Raw genomic sequence first — 18,605 nt, forward strand, 5'->3', positions numbered from 1 at the left:
CGGCATCATCCAAACCGCACGCCGCCGAGCCCGCGGCTTCCGCAACTTCAACAATCTCAAAGCCATCTGCTATTGGATGGCTGGAGACCTCAACCTCAATATCCCTTCAGCGTTTACCCATCCTGTTTAGCGAAGCGCCACTTTTTGCCAGCCAGGCTGCCAGAAACTGCGCTGCCTCAAACTTGCTATAACCTGCAATCCGCACCCACTGACCGACGACATTGTAATTGATCTCCCAGCTATAGTAGGGGTCGGATTTCCCTCGGACCATGGGTTTGATGTGTGGATTTTCATATTGAGGTTTCGGGCTTTGCTCAAGCTCAAAACCAGAACCGCGCGTACCTTCATATCCCGGATGAAACTCCTCATTTGGTTCAATGTGGTAGAAATATGCGTCATCGGCGCGTCTCATGAGGTCCAGGAACGTCATTCCGAATAGGTCGTTCTTGGCGACCAGTCCGCGTTGATAGTCCAGTTCCATGAGTCGTGTCAGCTCATCGGTGGAGATTGGCATGTTGCCCTGTTTCATGTTGTCATAGACCGCTCTTCGCGCGAGCAGGAGCATTGTCATTTCCACGCTAATTTTGTAGAGTTCATTTGGGTCTGGATGGTCCGGATCTGCGCTTCTTTCTGGTCTCAGTGCTCCTATGTTCCTGGCCACTGAGACATTGGTCGAGGAGGTCTTCCGTCCTTCATCCATCTTGTCTGGGGCTTGTCCCTGATAGGGGCTGAAGGCCTGGCTTTGCGCTGCGGGCGTACGGCCTTGGGCCGGGGGATTGGCCCTACGCCCCCGCTGTTGCGCGGGAAGCACATGATGGGCCCCCGGGAGGCGCTCTTGTGAAGTGAGTTCGCTGGCACCCGTCCTCATCTGCTCCCTCAAAAATGACTCTGGTACGGCGCGTTGTTCAAAGATGAGGCCTCGGGTCAGTGCTGCAGTGGTGTCCTGAACGGGGGCTTCTCTGGTGGAGGAGTCTGGGGTGGGAGAATGAATGGCGTTGCGGAGGTCTTGCGGGGAAGGGGGGGGGAGCCGCTGCTGTGGGTGCTGGAAGTGCTGCGGTCTTCGGGAGGCGCATCATCGAAGCCGGGGCTGCGGGTGGTGTTTTCCCAGGGTTTGGGGGAGGGGGCGTGTGCGTCCTCAGGGCGCTCCTGCGGGGTCAGGTCTTGGGCGGTGATGCGGGGCATGTACCAAGGCCTGTCGTCTGCGCGGTCTTGCGGGGCGGTGTCGTCCTCGGGATTGTGGTCAGAGTCTGCCTCTGGCGGAGGGGCATCATCCTGCGCCTCTGACATGGGCGATCTGGAAGTGGAGGGCGTGACGGAGCGTGGAGGGAGCGGGCCGATCTCTCTGCGTGGGCTGTCTTCTCGGAGCGGGCCAGTGGAAGGCGCAGGATTGTCACGCACCGGCAGGTGGCTGAAGGCGCGGACGCTGCCGGCGCGGGGCGGTGGCTGCTGCATGACTTCCTCCTCCTCGTCGTCTTCAGGACGTGAGAGTCGGGTTTCAGGAAGGTGGGAGGTGGAGAATAGGAAGGCCATGGGAGGAAGCCTTGGGCCGTAATCTGGGGATGCAAGGTAAAGAATACCGGAGTGTGGTATTAAGTGGTGGGACGTTTGCTGCTCGTCCTTGGATGAGCTGGGTCTGGCATGACGGGTGTTCTGGTCCGCTGCTGCTTTTTCGGGCTGATGGCCGCCGCAAGAGGAGGCGGAAATCCGCATGCTTTTGTCAGGCCAGACCATTCATGCCCGGGTACTTCTCACGGTTGGCCCCTCAGACGCCGTCACCCGCCGGATGCTTCGCCCAATAGCTGCGCCAGGCCGGATGCTGGCTGCCGAAGAGCTGCTCTTTGAGGGCTTGGATTTCATGCGGGGTCGCGGACTCGATGCCGTGGTGGTGCCAGTGGCGGCTGGCGGCGTCCAGCCCCACCAGGTGCTCACCGTCTTGGTCAAAGAAGGCTGTGCCCTGCACCGTGGCCTCCAGCCGCGATGACTCATGCAGGTACACGCACCAGCCCACCAGAGTCCGCGCGATGCCACGACCCAGGAAATGTTCGAGGCCGGGATGCTCCCTTGCAAAGACATCATGCACCCCATCGGCATGGAAGGGGCGGAAGGCAAAGGTCTCAGCAATGCTGCGCCTGAGCCGGGCATCCACAATGGGAACGCGTTGTGGAAACGCGCGCGGAATCTCTGCGGCGACGAGGCGGTCAAACACAAACACCGTCAGCCCAAGCAGAAGCAGCAGGCAAAGAAACACGCGGTTGAATGCCTTGCAAAAGAGAAGGAGCAGCTTGAGTACATTGGACCACTTCATGGCTGATGCTGGATGGTTACCCTTCTACCCATAGAGCGATGAAGCTGATCTGACAAGCTGTCAGGCCAATAGGGGCCGAATATGCCAGACTTGGTAAATCCTGGAATTGGTTGAATGCATGCTGTGGCCAGTGCTGCCCGTTCCAGTTCAGTGACCATTGACTCTTGGATGAAGAGTCACGATGTCATCCTGGGTGTCAAATTTGCCATCGCGGCCCGCTGAACGAATTTCCAGACTGGTTTTTTCGGGACGGCTGATTTGGAAAGGCCTTCCCCATTCATCGATGATCAATCCATCTTGATCCAGCGGGTAAGTGTTCATTACCATGTAGCACACTCCAGGTGGGTTGTTGCCTGACAGCCTGGAGGTGAATTCTTTTTGCGAATGAAATTCAAAAAAATCCTTCTTAGACCAAAGATAAGCCTCATAATCCGATCGGATGTTCATTTCCCGTGTCTTGGTGGTTACCCTGATCTCACGAAAACAAGCAGCGTTGAGCAGCAAGGCTGAAAGTACGAGGAGACAAAGGGTGAACGGTTTCATGACGTGATCAGGGCTGGGTGCCGCCAGCGGGTATAAGATCGTCCTGATAATCGTACTGCCAAACCATATTTGCCGCATGGTTGTAAGCATTGGGCGATTGCGCGCCAATATCATCCACGTTCACAATGTCCTCGCCATTGTTCCACATCATGGCGATCGCCTTCGCCAAGCCCTCGCTAAAATGAAGATTATGAATGGCTTCTTGGTCTCCGCTTGCAAGGATGTCCAAGTCCCTGTGAATCTGCGCATCTGGTGAAGAAAGATGGGTTAAATCACGGAAGTCCTTTGAGTACTTTAAATAGGCCCCCGATTTGCGATCATCCACCAGGCGTTGCAAATAGATCTTTAACAATTTGGCGCCCGCGTCAAAGCCTGTGATCGGATTGTCCAGATAATCGTGGACAATCTTGGTGCCGCCAGGGTTGTTTGGATAAGGGTTGTCTTGATAATAGGAGAGGCGCTGCCCTGGTGTCAATCCGGAGGAAGGCGATGGCTGTCCATGCCGGACATCAGGGTCGTGCAACGCGGTCCATCTGTCAGCTCGGGAAGCCCCATAAAACTCGTTTTCAACCGGCACCAGTTTGTATTTCAGTGCGGTCTTTAATGCTATCTGTAAAGGACCCGCCGATTTTGTTGCCAGAGTATTTCTGTCAGCAAATGCATGGAGAGCAGTCCAATTCCCTGCGGCCATTTCATTGGCTGACACGGCTGCCAGCAATCGGGCAGGCACACCGCTTTTCTTCGCCGCTTCGAAGGCTAAAGTTCCATAAGTGGTTCGAAATGCTTTGTTCCAATCGTCGTTAGCCATTGCATCGTCATCTCCATAAGCGCTTGGATGATTTCCAATGCGGATCGTTGTCGATGGACTTGCCTTTCCCGAATTCGTCCCCTCCTGCTCACGGCTTATGGCAGGATTTGGGGCGGTGACTTCTGCGCTGGCTGCCATCTGAGGTGAGGCCCCATGGGCGTCAGCCGTATTTTGGAAATAATCCCTGCGGTGATCGCCAGCCTCCTCCGGAGTGCCGTTGAAGCGGTACAAGAGATCTTGGAACTCAGGCTTGGACTCGCCTGTGGCGCGGTACACGAGGTCATGGACCTCCGGCCTGCCTTTGAAAGCGGAATGAGAACCGGTGGCGTCATCATCGAAGTGCTGTGGATCCAGATCCTCGGGGGTGATGGGTGGCGTATACCAAGGTCTGGTATCCTCGGACGCAGATGAAGGGGCGCGGGGGATGCGACTGGAAGACGCATCGGCAGCGGCGGCGTGATCGGTGCTCCACGCCGGGCGGGGTGGCGCTCCGGCACCGAACTGCGGGCTGCGCGGGCCATGGGGGAAAGGAGAGTCCTGCTGGCGGGCCTCATCACGCGGGCGGAGGTTGCCGTCCTCATCCATGTAGTGCGGGGAGTCGTCGCTGTTGAACTGCTGGCGGACGACATCAAAGACGCCGCTGGCCTTGGCGGCGGCGATGCCGTCTGCATGGGGTGTGCTTGTGTCCTCGGGTTCCGTGCGCTGGAGCTGGCGGGCAATGGCCTGGGCGCCGCGCTGAGAGAGCGGCCCGGTGCGATTTACAGTCTCCTCCTTCGCTGGCAGATGGCTGAAGGCGCGCACCATGCCGGCGCGTGGCGGGGGAGACATGCTGTCCTCGTCCTCCTCCTCTTCCAGGTGGTCAGTGCGGCGGGCACGGGTTTCAGGAAGGTGGGAGGTGGAGAAAATGAAGGCCATGGGGGAAGCCTTGGGCCGTGATCTGGGGATGCAAGAAAAAATACCACGAAGGGGTATATGATAAAACAATGTGCTTTACTGAGCGGATTTGGGTGTGCGGAGCGGTGGTGGCGGGCGGAGTGTTAAGGGATCAGGATGATCCCTCTCCTGCCGGAGGCGCCGGGTGGTTTGGAAGGAGTGGGACCATCCTGGTCCCACACGCTCCGCTTGCGCCCTCCGCTCCGCGCTGACAAAACGCGGCTTGGTTCTTAGCTCACGCTGCGGCCTTCACCAGCGCTTGAGGGATCAGGATGATCCCTCTCCTCCAGGGCGGCAGGCTTATCTGACTGCGGGCTGGGCGGAGAGCAGCAGGCGGGCCTGGGCAAAGGCGGCGTCGATGCGGGCGAGCAGTTCTGCGGCTTTGGGATCGGGCCGGTCCTTGTCGCCGACGTTGCGCAGGATATGGTCGCGCACGGGCTGCCACACGGGGGCGAGCTGCTGGAGGAGGACGGGGTTCATGGGCCTGCCCTCGCCGAGCAGCGGGTGGGCCCAGAGTTCTTCGAGGTACATGAGCTGTCGTGCGGCGGGGATGTCATCGAGATTGGGGTAGGTGTCCAAAAGCTCCGCGGTCTGCTGGAGTGTGGCGGGGTCGGTGATGGCGAGGAAGATCCGCAGCACCGGCTCGTCGTTCTCGCCTGCGGGGTTTCGATAGTCACCGGCGATACGGATGACGAGGGAGCGCAGCACGCGCTCCTGCCAGTAGCCGTAGGCGGACGGGCTGGGGAGGAGGGCGCGCTGCCGGTAGAGCCGGCTGAGGGCCAGCGCGGCATGGCAGGCCATGTGGATGCGGTGCTCCTGCTGCGTGCTTTCACCTTCATAGAGGGTGGTGATGCGCTCCTCCGTGACCTCGGGCTCCAGCAGGGCGGCGATCTTGCGCGCTTCTTCCAGAGGAATGAGGCAGGGCGTCTCCTCGCAGGTGTACAGGAGTGCGTCCATGGCGGCCTCGCTCACCGTGGGATCTGGGTCATGGAGGAGTTTTTGGTACAGGTCGGGGTGGATGCCTTCGGCGACCATGTCATCTGCGGCGGAGATGCGGTCCTGCGCCACACTGCTGGCGGTCAGACGCTGGAGCTGGGTACGCCGCTGCTGCTGCTCCTGCGGGGAAAGCGGCGGCAGTGCCGGGGGCGTGTTGAGGGTTTCTGCAGCCTCGGCGGTGGCGGGAGTGGCGGGATTTTGCGCGGGAGCTGGTGCGGGAGTTGGTGCGGGAGTTGGTGCGGGAGTTGGTGCGGGAGTTGGTGCGGGAGTCGGTGCGGTCTGCGGCGGCGGCTGTGAAGGCGTGGGCAGCTTTTTGCGCGCGGTCTCGATGGCTTCCTGGTAGTAGCCGAGGAGCAGCGCGGCCTGCTCTTTGTCCTGCCCGTCTTTCATGGGGGCCAGGATGCGCGTGCGCAGCGAGTCGAGGCGTGGGGCGGTCTGCATGAGGAGCAGGAGATGCAAGGGCCTGTCATGACTCAGTAGGTCGTGGTAGGACCACAGCAACCGCAGCGTCTCCAGCAGGACCTGGGGCGGGGTGTCCGGGGAGTCGAGCTTTTGCATGAGCTGCGGCAGGGTGCTGCTGAGGAGTGCGGGCTCTGTGAGCAGCCTGAGCGCGCTCACCCTGCAGGCGTAGAGCTGCTCTGAAAAGGGGCCTTTGCCGTCGGCTGCGGAGGCGGCGAGGAAGATCTGCCTTGGCACACGGCGCTGCCAGCCCGCATAGGCGGCCGGGCTCTGCTGCAGCGGCTCATAGAGGAAAAGGTGGTTCAGGGTCTCTGCGGCGGTGGTGATCAGGCCGGTCTCGTCGTTCTTCACCGGGCCGGGTGCAAAGGCGGCGGCGATGCGCTCCGGCGTGACCTCCTTCTCCAGCATGGCGGCCATCTTCTGCGCCAGCTCCGCGGAGAGCGGCTTGTCAGCAAGCGCGGTGCAGGAGGGCGAGGTCATGGTACCGATGGCCATCAGCCGCACGCCGGGGGCGGCATCATTCATGAGCTGCCAGAGCAGCGCGTAGTCGATGGCAAAGGCCTGCATTCTTGCCAAAGCCTCCAGCCTGTCCTCCATGCGGGAGCTGCCCGCGAGGCGCTGGATCTCCGCGCGCTCTTTTTTCTCATGCTCTGCGGTTTGTTTGACGTCCTGTCCGCACATGGGCTGGATGACTCCCATGGGAAGGAGGAAGGCCAGGAGAAAGGAGCGGGCTTTGAAGTGTTTTCTCATCGGGGGCATCAGCCTGGGGGGGCTGTCAGGATGCTTGTGCATGCACTGCTCAGGCTTGCACCAGCATATTCCTGTTGCAGGCCGGGCAGCATGCTTTTTTTAACCGGCCGCAAAAAAAACGGCGTTCGCAGGCGGCGGGCGCTTAGTACAAAAACAGAGGCTGCGCATCTGGGACATCGATCGGCGGGATTTCATGGGTCCTGCCGAACTTGTCGGTGTAATAACTGCCGCCATATTTGTTCTTCATGCGGGTTCCTTGGTTCCTTGCCCGGATGATGTTTTCGAACCTGACCGCACGCCGTTCGTGTGCCTGCGGACGAATTTTATTGGGATCGGCAGGGTCTTTATCGCTGTCCCTGCCTGTGCCGGCTCCCAGCGGGTCGATCCCGCCGGAGCCGGATGTATGGCGCTCGTAGGCATGATAAAGCTCATGCCACACTTTTTCGAGTGCCTCGGCATCCGGGTTGATGGTGTTGTCAGGTTTGAGCGTGTTTCCTTCGAGCGCTGATTTGTTCAGGAACAGGACGTGAATCTCCCGGCCCATTTCATCCTTCTTTCCCGTGTTGACGTACTGGCCCTGCGCACCGGGTTTGATGCCGATCCCCATGAAACTGTCCTTGATGGGATCATTCACCATCACGACCTTGAAGACCCTGTTTTTGTCATTGCGCAGATGATCCAGGACCTTTCTTCCCTCGGGAGCATTTTCCATGAGCTGGATCGCCCAAAAAGATGCCTGGCATTTTGTATGGCATGTGCTGTTCCAAGCATTGAGTTCCAATGCGGCTAATGGGACACCGCGCTTTCATCGCAGGCGCGCAACGGCGGGGTGGGGATGCCGGTTTGCTCTTGCTCGGCAGGCCTCTCCTGTCGAGGCGGTTTCAACCTTCAGCTTTCTGGCTCTCTGCAACCGACAGACGCGGATTCGCATTCAAGCGCGCGCCGCTGGAGGCATGGTCAATGCTGGATCATGAGGCTGAAAATGAAATGCTTGTGCAGCAAGACTCTATAAAATGCCTGGCATCTTTTCCTCGCTTGCGCCCTCCGCTCCGCGCTGACAAAACGCGGCTTGGTTCTTCGCTCACGCTGCCGCATTCGCCAGCGCTTGAGGGATCAGGATGATCCCTCTCCTGCCGGAGGCTGTGGGGGGATGCGCAGGCCGGTGGGCTGCAGGCCGCTCATTTCTCTCTCGTTCCTGCGGCAGGAGGCCGGGGCGAAAGCTAAGGCGTGTGCCTCATGTAGAAGTAGTACAGCACCCCGCTTTTGCCGTCGGGATTGGGGGAGAGGATGTAGAGGCGTGTACTATGGAGATCGGGCCGGTAGAGGAGCACGGCCTTGTCGTTCATTTCCAGCCGGTTTGTGTCCACCTTTCTTCCACGAGGAGGTGCGCCGGAATGGTAAACGGTCGCACCTTTGCGGGACGCCTCATAGTCGAATGTCTTGGCCTTCGGGGCTGCATCCGTCTCGTCTTCAGCATCAAGTATCAGATCAACCGTGCTTTTCCAGGTCTTATGATCCATTTTGCCTGTCGTCCATGGGTTCAGCATGGGATGGCCGCCGGATTCGAGCCGGGTCCACTCTTCAGGCGTCAGTTGAATGGAGGCCTGGATCAGGTCGAAGTACCCCCGGAAGCCGTCATAGGCCCCATCGACCTGATATTCTTTAAGCGTTTTGGATTTGAGGCCCGTCAGCCCGGCATGCGCAGCCAGCTCTTCCCAGCTCAGAAGGTTCTCCGACTGCGGGCGCAGAGTGGCCTGCTGCGCCTCGGCTGCCGCAGGAAAGGCTGCGCAAAAAATGACTGCAGCAGCGATGATGAAGCGCGCACCGAAACGAAGACGGGAGTTCATGCCATGATGCTAGGCCGGCGTCACCGAAGCGCCGAGTTAAATCAGCATGCGCTCAAGGCGTGCGCGGAATCACTTTGTACTCAAAGGGGCCGCCGGGTTTTGCCTGATCAAACTCAAGCGTCAAAGGTTCGTAGAAATAAGATGCCAGGCATGAATGGCACTCAGTTAAGCAGCTGCGCGGTAGCGATCACAATGTTGGATTTCCTGGAACTGATGACGGGAGGGGTGAGCAACTGATGGGTTTTCCGGCGGCGTTTTGTTGCCCTTGGTTCTCGTCGTCCAGGTCGGAACAGGTTTTGGATGCTGGCGATGGTCCCCAGCAGTTCCGCCTGCCATTGCACTAGTTTGCGCGGCTGCTCATGGAGATGTGCAGGCGTGGCGGTCAGGCAGGTGCGGGACCGGGGAATGTGCCGAAGTGAAACCCGGCCGCATGCGTGGGATGTCTGTCTGGTGTGCCATGGCATCACCTCTCCATGGCAGCGTCATGAATCACCGCCCCGCCAGATCAGGCTCATTTCGTGTCTTCAAGAAACACGGGCTTGAACATCGGCTCTCCCTTGGGATTGCGTCGTGTGATCACCTTCTTTTCCAGATCCACTTTCCAGTCTTCGGTCTCGCCTCCTGCTGCAAACGAGATGAGCGCGGTATGCGGGGCCTCCCAGGATTGAAAGGTAAAACCCGCGAGATCGCCTGCTTCTGAAGCCTCGATGATGTGGAGGAACTTATGATCGTCTTCCAGGCATTGCATGATCTGGTTCTCCGGACAGAACTTGAATCTTCCATTGTTAGTCTCTTGAAGAAAGATCCACTTTTGATCGGGAGAGACGATCTCTTCCAAGAGATACTCTTCCTCCCAGGAAAGGGTCACCACCTTGCCATCCTTGCGAAATTCGACCTTTGCGGGTGGCGGGTAGCTGCAATTTTTGTCGTAAAACACCGCCACCTCCAGGCCATCGGCACAGCGGATGATCTTGGTATGAGTGTCTTGATCACGACATCCCGCCACGCATAGAACGACAGCCCACGCCACCAGCAGAGGCTTCATGAGACGACTACTTTGCCGGCGTATGAGAGGGGATATGCCCCCCAGGTGGAATAAGAAGCAGGCCGCTTTGCAAAAAGCCTCTCGTTTGATTGAAATCAGTTTTTCCATAGAGATGGTTCACGTCTGGTTCGCTGCGATGAACGTCATAAGTGCCTCCATTGCTCATTACGGCACCATGGTTGCCCCGGCAACCCGCAACCACTCCAAAATCAACCTTCTTAAGATCTTCGGTGACTGCGTCTGAATAGCCCGGCCGACCAGGACGGAAGTCGGTCTTGTGCCCGTCAATTTTCATCCAGGCTGTTTTGAGCTTTCCATCAGCACCCATTCTCGGCGGAGCCCAGTAAAGACCGCCTTTTTCGACGGTGCCGGTATCGCTGGCATGTTCTCCCTTGGAGCCGGGTGAGGTCCGGTCGTTGTTGTAAAAGATCGATTTCCATCCTCTGTCATGAAGGATCTTGGCCAGATGCTGCACTGACTGGCCTCTTTTGGTGGTCTTGTCGCGAATCATCTGAGCTGTTTTAGGCATGCCGATTGCCTCATAACCGGCGGCGACGCACTCAGACGGGTATTGGTTGCAATAGGCAACGATCTTGCCGTCTCTTTTAGCCGTTGCAGCGGCGGGAGTATGCTCGCCTACACGGTTCTCATGATGATGATACAACTCCAATGCCTTGGTCTTCATGGCCTCAATGAACTTCTTCTGCTGCTCCGCAGTGAAGTCTCTGTCATGGCTCGGTTCGTTTCCTCCCTGCTGACTCTGAACGGGTGCTGTGTTTTTGGCCGGCGCCTGCAACAAGTACCTGTCTGGGCCGTGTCCGGTTTTTTTTGTGGCGGATCCCTTGTGACGGTACAGGAGATCTTGAAGCCCGGGCCTGGATGCATCAGGCCTGCGATACACGAGGTCATGGACCTCCGGCCTGCCTTTGAGAGCGGAATGGAAACCGGTGACGGCGTCATCATCATCGAAATGATGAGGGTCGAGATCCTCGGGGGTGATGGGTGGCATATACCAAGGTCTGGTATCATCGGACGCAGGCGACGAGGCGCGGAGGCTGCGGCTGGAATCGGCAGCGGCAGCGTGCCCGGTGCTCCATGTGGGACGGGTGGGCGCTCCTGCTCCGCCCTGCGGGCTGCGCTCGTCACGGGGGAAAATGGAGTCCTGCTGGCGGGACTCATCACGCGGACGGAGGTTGCCGTCCTCATCCATGTAGTGAGGGGAGCCGCTGCGGTTGAGTTGGTGGCGGACGACATCGAAGACGCCGCTGGCCTTGGCGGCGGCGATGCCGTCTGCATGCGGTGTGCTTGTGTCCTGGGTTTCCGTGCGCTGGAACTGGTGGCCGAGGGCCTGGGCACCGCGCTGCGAGAGCGGCCCGGTGGGATTTACAGTCTCCTCCTTCGCTGGCAGATGGCTGAAGGCGCGCACCATGCCGGCGCGTGGCGGGGGCTGCTGCATGCGTGTTGATTCACTGCGCTCACCCTTCGGGCTGCCTGCGGCAGTCTGTCTCGCTGCGCTCGGCTCATCCTCCTCATCTTCCAGGTGATCAGGACGGCGGACACGGGTTTCAGGAAGGTGGGAGGTGGAGAATAGGAAGGCCATGGGGGAAGCCTTGGGCCGTGATTTGGGGATGCGAGAAAAGATACCACGAATGGGCACAATATACCTATGTATGGGAAATACGGAGCGGTGGGTGTGGCGGCGCGTGGAGGGATCAGGATGATCCCTCTCCTGTGGGAGGCGCCGGGTGGTTTGGAAGGAGTGGGACCATCCTGGTCCCATGCGCTCCGCTTGCGCCCTCCGCTCCGCGCTGACAAAACGCGGCTTGGTTCTTCGCTCACGCTGCCGCATTCGCCAGCGAGGAGGGATCAGGATGATCCCTCTCCTGCCGGAGGCGCCGGGTGGATTGGAAGGAGTGGGACCATCCTGGTCCCATGCGCTCCGCTTGCGCCCTCCGCTCCGCGCTGACAAAACGCGGCTTGGTTCTTCGCCCACGCTGCCGCATTCGCCAGCGCTTGAGGGATCAGGATGATCCCTCTCCTGCCGGAGGCGCCGGGTGGATTGAAGGAGTGGGACCATCCTGGTCCCGCACGCTCCGCTTGCGCCCTCCGCTCCGCGCTGACAAAAACGCGGCTTGGTTCTTCGCCCACGCTGCCGCATTCGCTAGCGTTGAGGGATCAGGATGATCCCTCTCCTGCAGGAGGCGCCGGGTGGATTGGAAGAGTGGGACCATCTTGTCCCATGCGCTCCGCTTGCGCCCTCCGCTCCGCGCTGAAAAAACGCGGCTTGGTTCTTCGCTCACGCTGCCGCATTCGCCAGCGCTTGAGGGATCAGGATGATCCCTCTCCTGCCGGAGGCGCCGGGTGGATTGAAAGGAGTGGGGCCATCCTGGTCCCATACGCTCCGCTTGCGCCCTCCGCTCGGCGCTGACAAAAACGCGGCTTGGTTCTTCGCTCACGCTGCTGCATTCGCCAGCGCGCGGAGGGATCAGGATGATCCCTCTCCTGTGGAGCCCGTGTCTCAGGCCTTGGTCTCCGGCTTCGTGAGCTGATGCAGCAGGTTGTTGGATTCCCGTGTGTCTTCGTGGTCACGGCCCAGCACTTTCAGGCGGCCGGTGTAGGCGCGCTGGGCATAAGGCAGCGCTTCCTTTTCCTTCTTCTGCCTGACCAGGCACAGGGCCAGGCGGTGGCAGGTTTCCAGCGTGTCCGCACTCTCAGCGCCAGGCGCGTGTTCGGAGAGAGCCAGCACCTCGCGGCATTCCTTCTCAGCCTCGGCGAACTGGCCCAGCTGCATCAGCGTGGTGATCAATGTGGTCTGCAGGTTCAGCACCTTGCCGTGGTCCCTGCCATAGGCCGTGATGAAGGCGGGCAGGTACTGGCGCAGCAGGGCTGCCAGATCCTTGTTCCGGTCCACCAGCCGCAGCTTGGCTTCATCCGCAGCCAGTTCCACCTTCTCCAGCCATATGATCAGCAGCATGACATGGCCCAAGGTGAACTTATCTGAGGCACCGTACACGCGCGATGAGATGTCCAAAACCTGGCGGCACTCCTTTTCCGCCTCTGCGTACCTTTTCTGCTGGTGCAGGATTTTGGAAAGGATCATGCGCTCATCCAAGGCATCCTGGGACTCCGGACCAAACACCCGTGCGTAAATGGGCAGCAGCAGGCGGCACTCCGCTTCGGCTTCCGTCAGTTTTCCCGCGTCCATCAGGGTGCGGACCCCAAAGTCGCGCTGGTACAAAGTAAAGCTGTCCTCGGGGCCTCTCAGCTTCGTGTGCAGATCGGTCAGCCGGCGGCTCCACTCGACCGCCAGCGCCTGTTTGTCCTTCTTGTTGAGGATTCGGATGAAATCTTCCAGCTCGTAGATGTTGAGCATGCCCCAGTCATCCGGACGGAGCACGCGCTCGCAGAGCCGCAGAAACTCACGGTATTCCGCCTCGGCCTCCGCCAGTTTTTCCTGATGGCTCAGCGAGAGAGCCAGCCCGCCGCGGGTGTCCACCACTTCCTTGTTTTCCGTGCCGAGAACCTTGAGCTGCAGCGGAAGCAGCAGGCGGTATTCCGCCTCGGCTGCCGCCCATTTGTCCTGATGTCTCAAGGCGTAGGCCAGACGTATGCGTGTGGCCAAAGTGTCGGTGTTCTCCGCGCCGAGCACCTTGATCTGAAGTGGCAGCAGGCGGCGGCACTGTTCCTCCACTTCGGCCTGCTTGTTCTGGGCCGTCAGGGCTTGGATGAGATGATTCTGGCAATACAGCGTTTCCTCTTTCTCAGCTCCGAGCACCTTTTTCTCCAGCGGGAGCAGGCTGCGGCATAGCGCCTCCACTTCGGCGTATTTGTTCTGCGCAGACAAGACGCGGATGAGATGGTACTGGCAGCGCAGTGTCTCCTGTCTTCGGCCCCCGAGGGTGCGCTCGTAAATGACCAGCCTCTGGCGGCGTCCAGTTTCGGCTTCGAGTATTTGCCCTGAAGTACCAGCCCTCAGCCTGACGCCGCAAGCGCGCCACCAGCGTGACGGGGTCTTCTGCTCCGAGCACGCGTGTCGCGGTGGCAATGAGGCTGAGCAAACCCTCTTCAGCCTCTGCATTCCTGCCCAGGCTGCCGATGGCGGCGATCAGGGCGGACTGGCAGCGCAGCGTTTCACGATCCTCCGCGCCGAAGACTTTTTCCATCACTGGCAGCAGTTCGCGCAGTTTCGCTTCCGACTCCGTCGCCTTGCCCAGCATGCGCAGCGCCTCTGCCAGCAGCAGGCGCGCGCGCAGTGTTTCCCTGGCCTCCGCGCCCAGTGCCTGCGTGCGTGCCGCCACCAGTGCCAGCGCGGCCTTCTCCGCCTCGGCGAATTTGGCATCCGCGTACAGCGCCTCCGCAGCCGCGAGGGCTTTTTCATCCGTGTCTGCGGCTGCGGCTGTCTTGCCAGCCTTCTTCTCGCCGCCCTCCGCTGCGCGTGCAGGCTCCGATGCTGAAGTGGAAAGGAGCAGGGCAAAGGCCAGGGAGGAGGACAGGAAAGGCTTCATGGTGGGCACGAGGTCGGGTGCGTGGTGACATGCCATGATGAACCGTTGAGATCGGTGCGTCATGAGTTTTCTGACCTAGGACAAACGCTTTGGGGCTTTGTAATACCACGAGCAGTAGAAAACAGGTCTCTTGAAGTGATGTGCCGTCAAGCGCGCTGGGCGAATTTGGAGTGCGGTCGCGAAGGGAGGAACGACCGTAGCTACCGCTTTCGCGAGCCGGACGGCAAGAGAGAACCACCCGGCTGCTCGAAAGCCGCCCACCCGCAGACTGGAGAGCAGTCTTTGGCCGCAGCCCGTGCGATACCCCGCGAAAGCGGTAGCTGCGATGCAGGCCTGCGCCTTGCATCTCCGCGACCGCACTCCAAATAGCCCAGCGTGCTCGCAGCAGGATATGGAACAGCGACACTCCCCGCGACAGGCTTTGATGGCTATGCCAGCAGAGATGCCACAGACATCGAGAATAGACCCGTTTTCTTCGGCCTGGGGTATAATTCTTCGCGTCAGGGCATGGGACGCCATTCACGTCCGGGCATTTTCATCCCTCTTCCTGCTGTCGAAATCCGCCAAAAAGGGCAAACAACGCCCCCCACACCTCCAGTGGATGGAGTCAATGCAGAGCCAGCTTGTCAACAGCACGCTCCCCGTACTGAGCCTTGCAGCGGGCATTCAACACCGATGCTTTTCAGGGCGTGTACCTCGTGTAGAAGTAGTACAGCACCCCGCTTTTGCCGTCGGGATTGGGGGAGAGGATGTAGAGGCGTGTGCTATGGAGATCGGGCCGGTAGAGGTGCACGGCCTTGTCGGTCATTTTCAGCCGGTTTGTGTCCACCTTTCTTCCACGAGGGGGTGTGGAACTGTGCCAGCCTCCCTTGGGATCGCTGGTGGCACCTGTCTTGGCCTTCGGGTCTGCATCCGTCTCTTCTTCAGCATCGAGGATAAGATCAACGGTGCTTTTCCACGTCTTATAATCAATTTTGCCTGTCGTCCATGGGTTCAGCATGGGATGGCCGCCGGATTCGAGCCGGGTCCACTCTTCAGGCGTCAGCTGAATGGAGGCCTGGATCAGGTCGAAGTACCCCCTGAAGCCGTCATAGGCCCCATCGACCTGATATTCTTTAAGCGTTTTGGATTTGAGGCCCGTCAGCCCGGCATGCGCAGCCAGCTCTTCCCAGCTCAGAAGGTTCGCCGACTGCGGGCGCTGAGCGGCCTGCGGGCGCTGAGCGGCCTGCTGCGCCTCGGCCGCCGCAGGAAAAGCTGCGCAAAAAATGACCGCAGCAGCGATGATGAAGCGCGCACCGAAACGAAGACGGGAGTTCATTCTGTGATGCTAGTCCGCGTTCACCCAAGCGCCAGTGCAAAAAGAGCATGCGCTCAAGGGGTGCGCGGGATCACTTTCCACACAAAGGGGCCGCCGGGTTTTGCCTGATAAAACTCAAGTGTCACAGGCTCTTGAGGGGCTTCTATGTCATAATCCCTGCCATACCCTTGCTCCAGCAAGTCTTTGAAAAATGAGTCGTCTATCTGGATCTGATCACCGTTGGGAGATATCACTGGAATATCCTTCGGGATGTATTGCCGGATTTTGTCCATGGGGATCTTGGGGTCAGGCTTCAGGGGCGTTCCCTGGTCGAGGTTCCAGTCGTAGCGGTCATGAAGCCGGAAGTTAAATGTTCCCCTGAACCTGACACCGCCGTTTTTGTCCACGATGCCCCTGATTCCGCTGGATGTAGCAGTGACGGTGGCATTGCCAAAGGCGTAAAAGTAGCCTTCATTGCCCGGCTTGGCTTCGCCAAAATATTTCTTGATCTGATTGGGGTGCGAACCGTCAGCCTGGGTGTCCCAATAGGTGTCAGGCACGGCCACACCGCCCGGTTTTGTCGCATCAGGATGAGCGCGCACCCAGTCAAAGATGGTTTTATCGCCGAGCTTTCCGTCCGTGCGTGAGCCAAAGCGGTCCAGAACTATGTCGTATGCTTCTTTAACGACCGGCCATTGCATCAATTCTTTCAATGAATGCGTGACCGCCGCCTCTTTGCCATCTTTATCAAGTGGCGGGCGGTGCTTTGTATCGAACCAATGCTGCAAGTGCTGGATGTAGAGGGGCAGCTTCTCTCCTTCGGGAGCTCTGAGTGAGAGAATGAGCTGACGAAGCCTGAGTTTTTCCTCAAGAGGCGTTCTGCTGTCATAGAAATTTTTGATGAAGAATGGATTTTTTGATTTCTTCAAATAGTCCCTCAGATCCTCATGGGGCGTCTCCACATTTTGAGCGGGCTGCTGGGGTGTCGTCTTGTCAGGACTTGCGGCGGGTGTTTGCGGGGAGGCCTGCTGGAATGTTTTCTGGCTGCTGGAAGGAGGAGCTGGATTGCCTGTTGGCCGCGGACTTTCACCCTGCGGCAAAGCCGCCCCCTGAGCAGCCAGCAATGGTGGCGAGCCATAAACGTCGGCCACATTCTGGGAGAAGCTGCGAGCGTGTTCCTTCGCCTCCTCCGGGCTGCCGCTGAAGCGGTACAAGAGATCTTGGAACTCAGACTTGGGCTGGGATTCGCCGTGGATGCGATGCAGGAGGTCATGGGCCCCCGGCCTGCCTTTGAGAGCGGAATGGGAGCCAGTGGCGTCATCCTCATCGAAGTGCTGAGGATCGAGATCCGCGGGGGTGATGGGTGGCATATGCCATGGTCTGGTATCATCGGATGCAGGCGAAGGGGCGCGGGGGCTGCGGCTGGAAGACGCATCGGCAGCGGCGGCGTGGCCGATGCCCCACGCGGGGCGGGGTGGCGCTCCGGCACCGAACTGCGGGTTGAGCGCGTCGCGGGGGGCAGGGGAGACCTGCTGGCGGGCCTCATCACGCGGGCGGAGGTTGCCGGCCTCATCCATGAAGTGCGGGGAGCCGTCGCGGTTGAATTGCTGGCGGACGGCATCGAAGACGCCGCTGGCCTTGGCGGCGGAAATGCCGTCTGCATGCGGTGTGCTTGTGTCCTGGGTTTCCGTGCGCTGGAACGGGTGGCCAATGGCCTGGGCACCGCGCTGGGAGAGCGGCCCGGTGGGATCTGCGGCCACTCTCTTCGCCGGCAGGTGGCTGAAGGCGCGGACGCTGCCGCTGTGCAGCATGGGCTGCACGTCATCCTCCTCTTCATCTTCAGGGCGCTGGACTCGGGTTTCAGGAAGGTGGGAGGAGGCAAAGAGAAAGGACATGATGAAAGTATTGGGCCCAGATCTGGGAATGCAAATTAAAAAAATACCAACGTGTGGTATGTTGCAATAGGCAGTCGTTTGCGGGATGCGCCAGGTCAAAAAAACGCCATGCGGCGAACGAAAATGCCAAAAAATGCCAGGCATTAAAAGTGCCGCCAGCGGGTGTCAGATCGTCCTGATAATCGAGAAAAAATGCCAGGCATTATGAGTGGAGAAAAAATGCCAGGCATTATGGGTGGACCCACCCTGCTAGAATACTCAGGGGCAAAGAATTCCATGCGTGGTGCGCAGGCTGACTTGGGCGCGTGAGCAGGCGGCCTCGCCTCATCGGCCAAGCCCGTCGCTCCCCAGGGGGGGGGGCAGGGATGTCCCCGTTCCAAGTTGGGTGGTTGCCTGTACTCGCCGCCACTCGAAAATAGGCGATAAACTTAGATATTGGGTTGATTCATCCGATGTTCATCAGAGCATCATAAATATCAATTCAGCTTGCGGTTATGTTCCTAAGCGTATCTTCCGCACTCCCAACCCCGTGCTCATGAAACAACTGCTCCTCGCCCTCCTTCTGGTCTCTTTCGCCTCCACCGCCGCCCTGGCAGACAGCCCCGAGGCCATCCTGAAGGACTACCGGAAGCAGGCCACCCAGGCGGTCGAGCGACTGAACCAGTCGTTGGAGAAGGCCGGAACTCCGCTCATTACTAAACTCGTATCGAGTGGGGATACCGCTGGGGCTGAGTTGCTGACCAGCCAAATGAAGGCCAAGATCGCCGGTGAGTTCGTGCCTTCGCCACAAGCTAGCGCAGCTCAGCTCTTTTCGCTTTACGACGACGCCCGAGCCAAGGCCTTGGCTCCCGTGCAGAAGTCCGGCATCGCCCGCATCGACAGCCTGCTGAAAACTGCTGGCGGCGCCAAGCTGGAAACGGTGACGGAACTCGGGAAGGTGCGGGCGGAGATTGAGGCGGGAAAAGCTATAGTCAGCTTAAGCAATAGCTCGAAAATGATGCCGGCTTTATGGAATTACTATTCGGATGCCAGTATGGGAGTGGTTAATGGCCAGTTTATCTGGAACCCGGAAGGAACTGTTGAGCTTAAGGGGACAAATAACAACTCTACTCCCGGAAGGTGGCAGGCGACCAATAATCCGAATGTATTTAAGGTGTTTTTTACCTTGGCAAACAAGACTGAAGAGGAGTGTGAATTGCGGGTGCGGGGTAAAGAAGCTGAA

General features: G+C 59.3%; 18 protein-coding genes. 4 read left to right on the forward strand and 14 right to left on the reverse strand.

From position 1 onward, the window contains the following. Window positions 1-106: 106 nt before the first annotated feature. From ACILSL_RS24455 to ACILSL_RS24485, 7 genes are all read right to left on the reverse strand, one after another. Complete coding sequence (locus ACILSL_RS24455) at window positions 107-529, reverse strand: hypothetical protein (RefSeq protein WP_395734697.1); 423 nt, start codon at window positions 527-529, stop codon at window positions 107-109. Window positions 530-924: 395 nt separating this feature from the next. Beyond that, complete coding sequence (locus ACILSL_RS24460) at window positions 925-1,530, reverse strand: hypothetical protein (protein WP_395734698.1); 606 nt, start codon at window positions 1,528-1,530, stop codon at window positions 925-927. 232 nt (window positions 1,531-1,762) lie between these two features. Then, window positions 1,763-2,305, reverse strand: coding sequence for a hypothetical protein (locus tag ACILSL_RS24465; RefSeq protein ID WP_395734699.1), 543 nt, complete (start codon window positions 2,303-2,305; stop codon window positions 1,763-1,765). A 147-nt stretch (window positions 2,306-2,452) separates the two neighbouring features. Further along, window positions 2,453-2,848, reverse strand: coding sequence for a hypothetical protein (locus tag ACILSL_RS24470; protein ID WP_395734700.1), 396 nt, complete (start codon window positions 2,846-2,848; stop codon window positions 2,453-2,455). 7 nt (window positions 2,849-2,855) lie between these two features. Further along, window positions 2,856-4,571 (reverse strand): hypothetical protein, encoded by a 1,716-nt coding sequence (locus ACILSL_RS24475; RefSeq protein ID WP_395734701.1) that lies wholly within the window; start codon window positions 4,569-4,571, stop codon window positions 2,856-2,858. Window positions 4,572-4,889: 318 nt separating this feature from the next. After that, window positions 4,890-6,794, reverse strand: a complete 1,905-nt coding sequence (locus ACILSL_RS24480) for a hypothetical protein (protein ID WP_395734702.1) — start codon at window positions 6,792-6,794, stop codon at window positions 4,890-4,892. A gap of 142 nt (window positions 6,795-6,936) precedes the next feature. Further along, entirely contained in the window at window positions 6,937-7,506 is a 570-nt protein-coding gene (locus tag ACILSL_RS24485; protein WP_395734703.1) for a hypothetical protein, read from the reverse strand. Between ACILSL_RS24485 and ACILSL_RS24490 the strand changes: the two genes are divergently transcribed. Continuing rightward, a complete protein-coding gene (locus tag ACILSL_RS24490; protein WP_395734704.1) occupies window positions 7,505-7,768 on the forward strand; it encodes a hypothetical protein in 264 nt (87 codons plus the stop codon). The genes ACILSL_RS24485 and ACILSL_RS24490 overlap by 2 nt on opposite strands. 246 nt (window positions 7,769-8,014) lie before the next feature. Here the strand turns inward: ACILSL_RS24490 and ACILSL_RS24495 are convergent, their stop codons facing one another. From ACILSL_RS24495 to ACILSL_RS24505, 3 genes are all read right to left on the reverse strand, one after another. Beyond that, on the reverse strand, window positions 8,015-8,641 hold the full coding sequence (locus tag ACILSL_RS24495; RefSeq protein WP_395734705.1) for a hypothetical protein: 627 nt from the start codon (window positions 8,639-8,641) through the stop codon (window positions 8,015-8,017). A gap of 511 nt (window positions 8,642-9,152) precedes the next feature. Then, on the reverse strand, window positions 9,153-9,686 hold the full coding sequence (locus tag ACILSL_RS24500; protein WP_395734706.1) for a hypothetical protein: 534 nt from the start codon (window positions 9,684-9,686) through the stop codon (window positions 9,153-9,155). A 7-nt stretch (window positions 9,687-9,693) separates the two neighbouring features. Beyond that, window positions 9,694-10,695 carry a hypothetical protein gene (locus ACILSL_RS24505; protein ID WP_395734707.1) on the reverse strand — a complete coding sequence of 334 codons (1,002 nt, stop codon included), beginning with the start codon at window positions 10,693-10,695 and terminating at the stop codon, window positions 9,694-9,696. A 72-nt stretch (window positions 10,696-10,767) separates the two neighbouring features. Between ACILSL_RS24505 and ACILSL_RS24510 the strand changes: the two genes are divergently transcribed. Continuing rightward, on the forward strand, window positions 10,768-11,151 hold the full coding sequence (locus tag ACILSL_RS24510; protein ID WP_395734708.1) for a hypothetical protein: 384 nt from the start codon (window positions 10,768-10,770) through the stop codon (window positions 11,149-11,151). A gap of 1,053 nt (window positions 11,152-12,204) precedes the next feature. Here the strand turns inward: ACILSL_RS24510 and ACILSL_RS24515 are convergent. The 4 genes from ACILSL_RS24515 to ACILSL_RS24530 form a co-directional block, all read right to left on the reverse strand. After that, a complete protein-coding gene (locus tag ACILSL_RS24515; protein WP_395734709.1) occupies window positions 12,205-13,530 on the reverse strand; it encodes a tetratricopeptide repeat protein in 1,326 nt (441 codons plus the stop codon). Continuing rightward, window positions 13,448-14,191 (reverse strand): hypothetical protein, encoded by a 744-nt coding sequence (locus ACILSL_RS24520; protein ID WP_395734710.1) that lies wholly within the window; start codon window positions 14,189-14,191, stop codon window positions 13,448-13,450. The genes ACILSL_RS24515 and ACILSL_RS24520 overlap by 83 nt, the downstream gene beginning before the upstream one ends. Window positions 14,192-14,873: 682 nt before the next feature. Continuing rightward, entirely contained in the window at window positions 14,874-15,509 is a 636-nt protein-coding gene (locus tag ACILSL_RS24525; RefSeq protein WP_395734711.1) for a hypothetical protein, read from the reverse strand. 53 nt (window positions 15,510-15,562) lie between these two features. Continuing rightward, complete coding sequence (locus tag ACILSL_RS24530; protein WP_395734712.1) at window positions 15,563-16,702, reverse strand: hypothetical protein; 1,140 nt, start codon at window positions 16,700-16,702, stop codon at window positions 15,563-15,565. A 6-nt stretch (window positions 16,703-16,708) separates the two neighbouring features. On the opposite strand from ACILSL_RS24530, the gene ACILSL_RS24535 reads away from it, so the two are divergent. Beyond that, window positions 16,709-17,422, forward strand: coding sequence for a hypothetical protein (locus tag ACILSL_RS24535; RefSeq protein WP_395734713.1), 714 nt, complete (start codon window positions 16,709-16,711; stop codon window positions 17,420-17,422). A gap of 496 nt (window positions 17,423-17,918) precedes the next feature. After that, window positions 17,919-18,605: hypothetical protein (locus ACILSL_RS24540; protein ID WP_395734714.1), on the forward strand; the 687-nt coding region annotated here is incomplete at its 3' end.

Origin of the sequence: Prosthecobacter sp., from assembly GCF_044222345.1 — a bacterium.
In the GTDB taxonomy this organism is placed as follows: domain Bacteria; phylum Verrucomicrobiota; class Verrucomicrobiia; order Verrucomicrobiales; family Verrucomicrobiaceae; genus Prosthecobacter.

Excerpts from the sequence above, each read along its gene's own strand:
- ACILSL_RS24455 (WP_395734697.1), bottom strand. The coding sequence starts at position 529 with ATGAAACAGGGCAACATGCCAATCTCCACCGATGAGCTGACACGACTC.
- ACILSL_RS24460 (WP_395734698.1), bottom strand. The coding sequence starts at position 1,530 with ATGGCCTTCCTATTCTCCACCTCCCACCTTCCTGAAACCCGACTCTCA.
- ACILSL_RS24465 (WP_395734699.1), bottom strand. The coding sequence starts at position 2,305 with ATGAAGTGGTCCAATGTACTCAAGCTGCTCCTTCTCTTTTGCAAGGCA.
- ACILSL_RS24470 (WP_395734700.1), bottom strand. The coding sequence starts at position 2,848 with ATGAAACCGTTCACCCTTTGTCTCCTCGTACTTTCAGCCTTGCTGCTC.
- ACILSL_RS24475 (WP_395734701.1), bottom strand. The coding sequence starts at position 4,571 with ATGGCCTTCATTTTCTCCACCTCCCACCTTCCTGAAACCCGTGCCCGC.
- ACILSL_RS24480 (WP_395734702.1), bottom strand. The coding sequence starts at position 6,794 with ATGAGAAAACACTTCAAAGCCCGCTCCTTTCTCCTGGCCTTCCTCCTT.
- ACILSL_RS24490 (WP_395734704.1), top strand. The coding sequence starts at position 7,505 with ATGAGCTGGATCGCCCAAAAAGATGCCTGGCATTTTGTATGGCATGTG.
- ACILSL_RS24485 (WP_395734703.1), bottom strand. The coding sequence starts at position 7,506 with ATGGAAAATGCTCCCGAGGGAAGAAAGGTCCTGGATCATCTGCGCAAT.
- ACILSL_RS24495 (WP_395734705.1), bottom strand. The coding sequence starts at position 8,641 with ATGAACTCCCGTCTTCGTTTCGGTGCGCGCTTCATCATCGCTGCTGCA.
- ACILSL_RS24500 (WP_395734706.1), bottom strand. The coding sequence starts at position 9,686 with ATGAAGCCTCTGCTGGTGGCGTGGGCTGTCGTTCTATGCGTGGCGGGA.
- ACILSL_RS24505 (WP_395734707.1), bottom strand. The coding sequence starts at position 10,695 with ATGCCACCCATCACCCCCGAGGATCTCGACCCTCATCATTTCGATGAT.
- ACILSL_RS24520 (WP_395734710.1), bottom strand. The coding sequence starts at position 14,191 with ATGAAGCCTTTCCTGTCCTCCTCCCTGGCCTTTGCCCTGCTCCTTTCC.
- ACILSL_RS24525 (WP_395734711.1), bottom strand. The coding sequence starts at position 15,509 with ATGAACTCCCGTCTTCGTTTCGGTGCGCGCTTCATCATCGCTGCTGCG.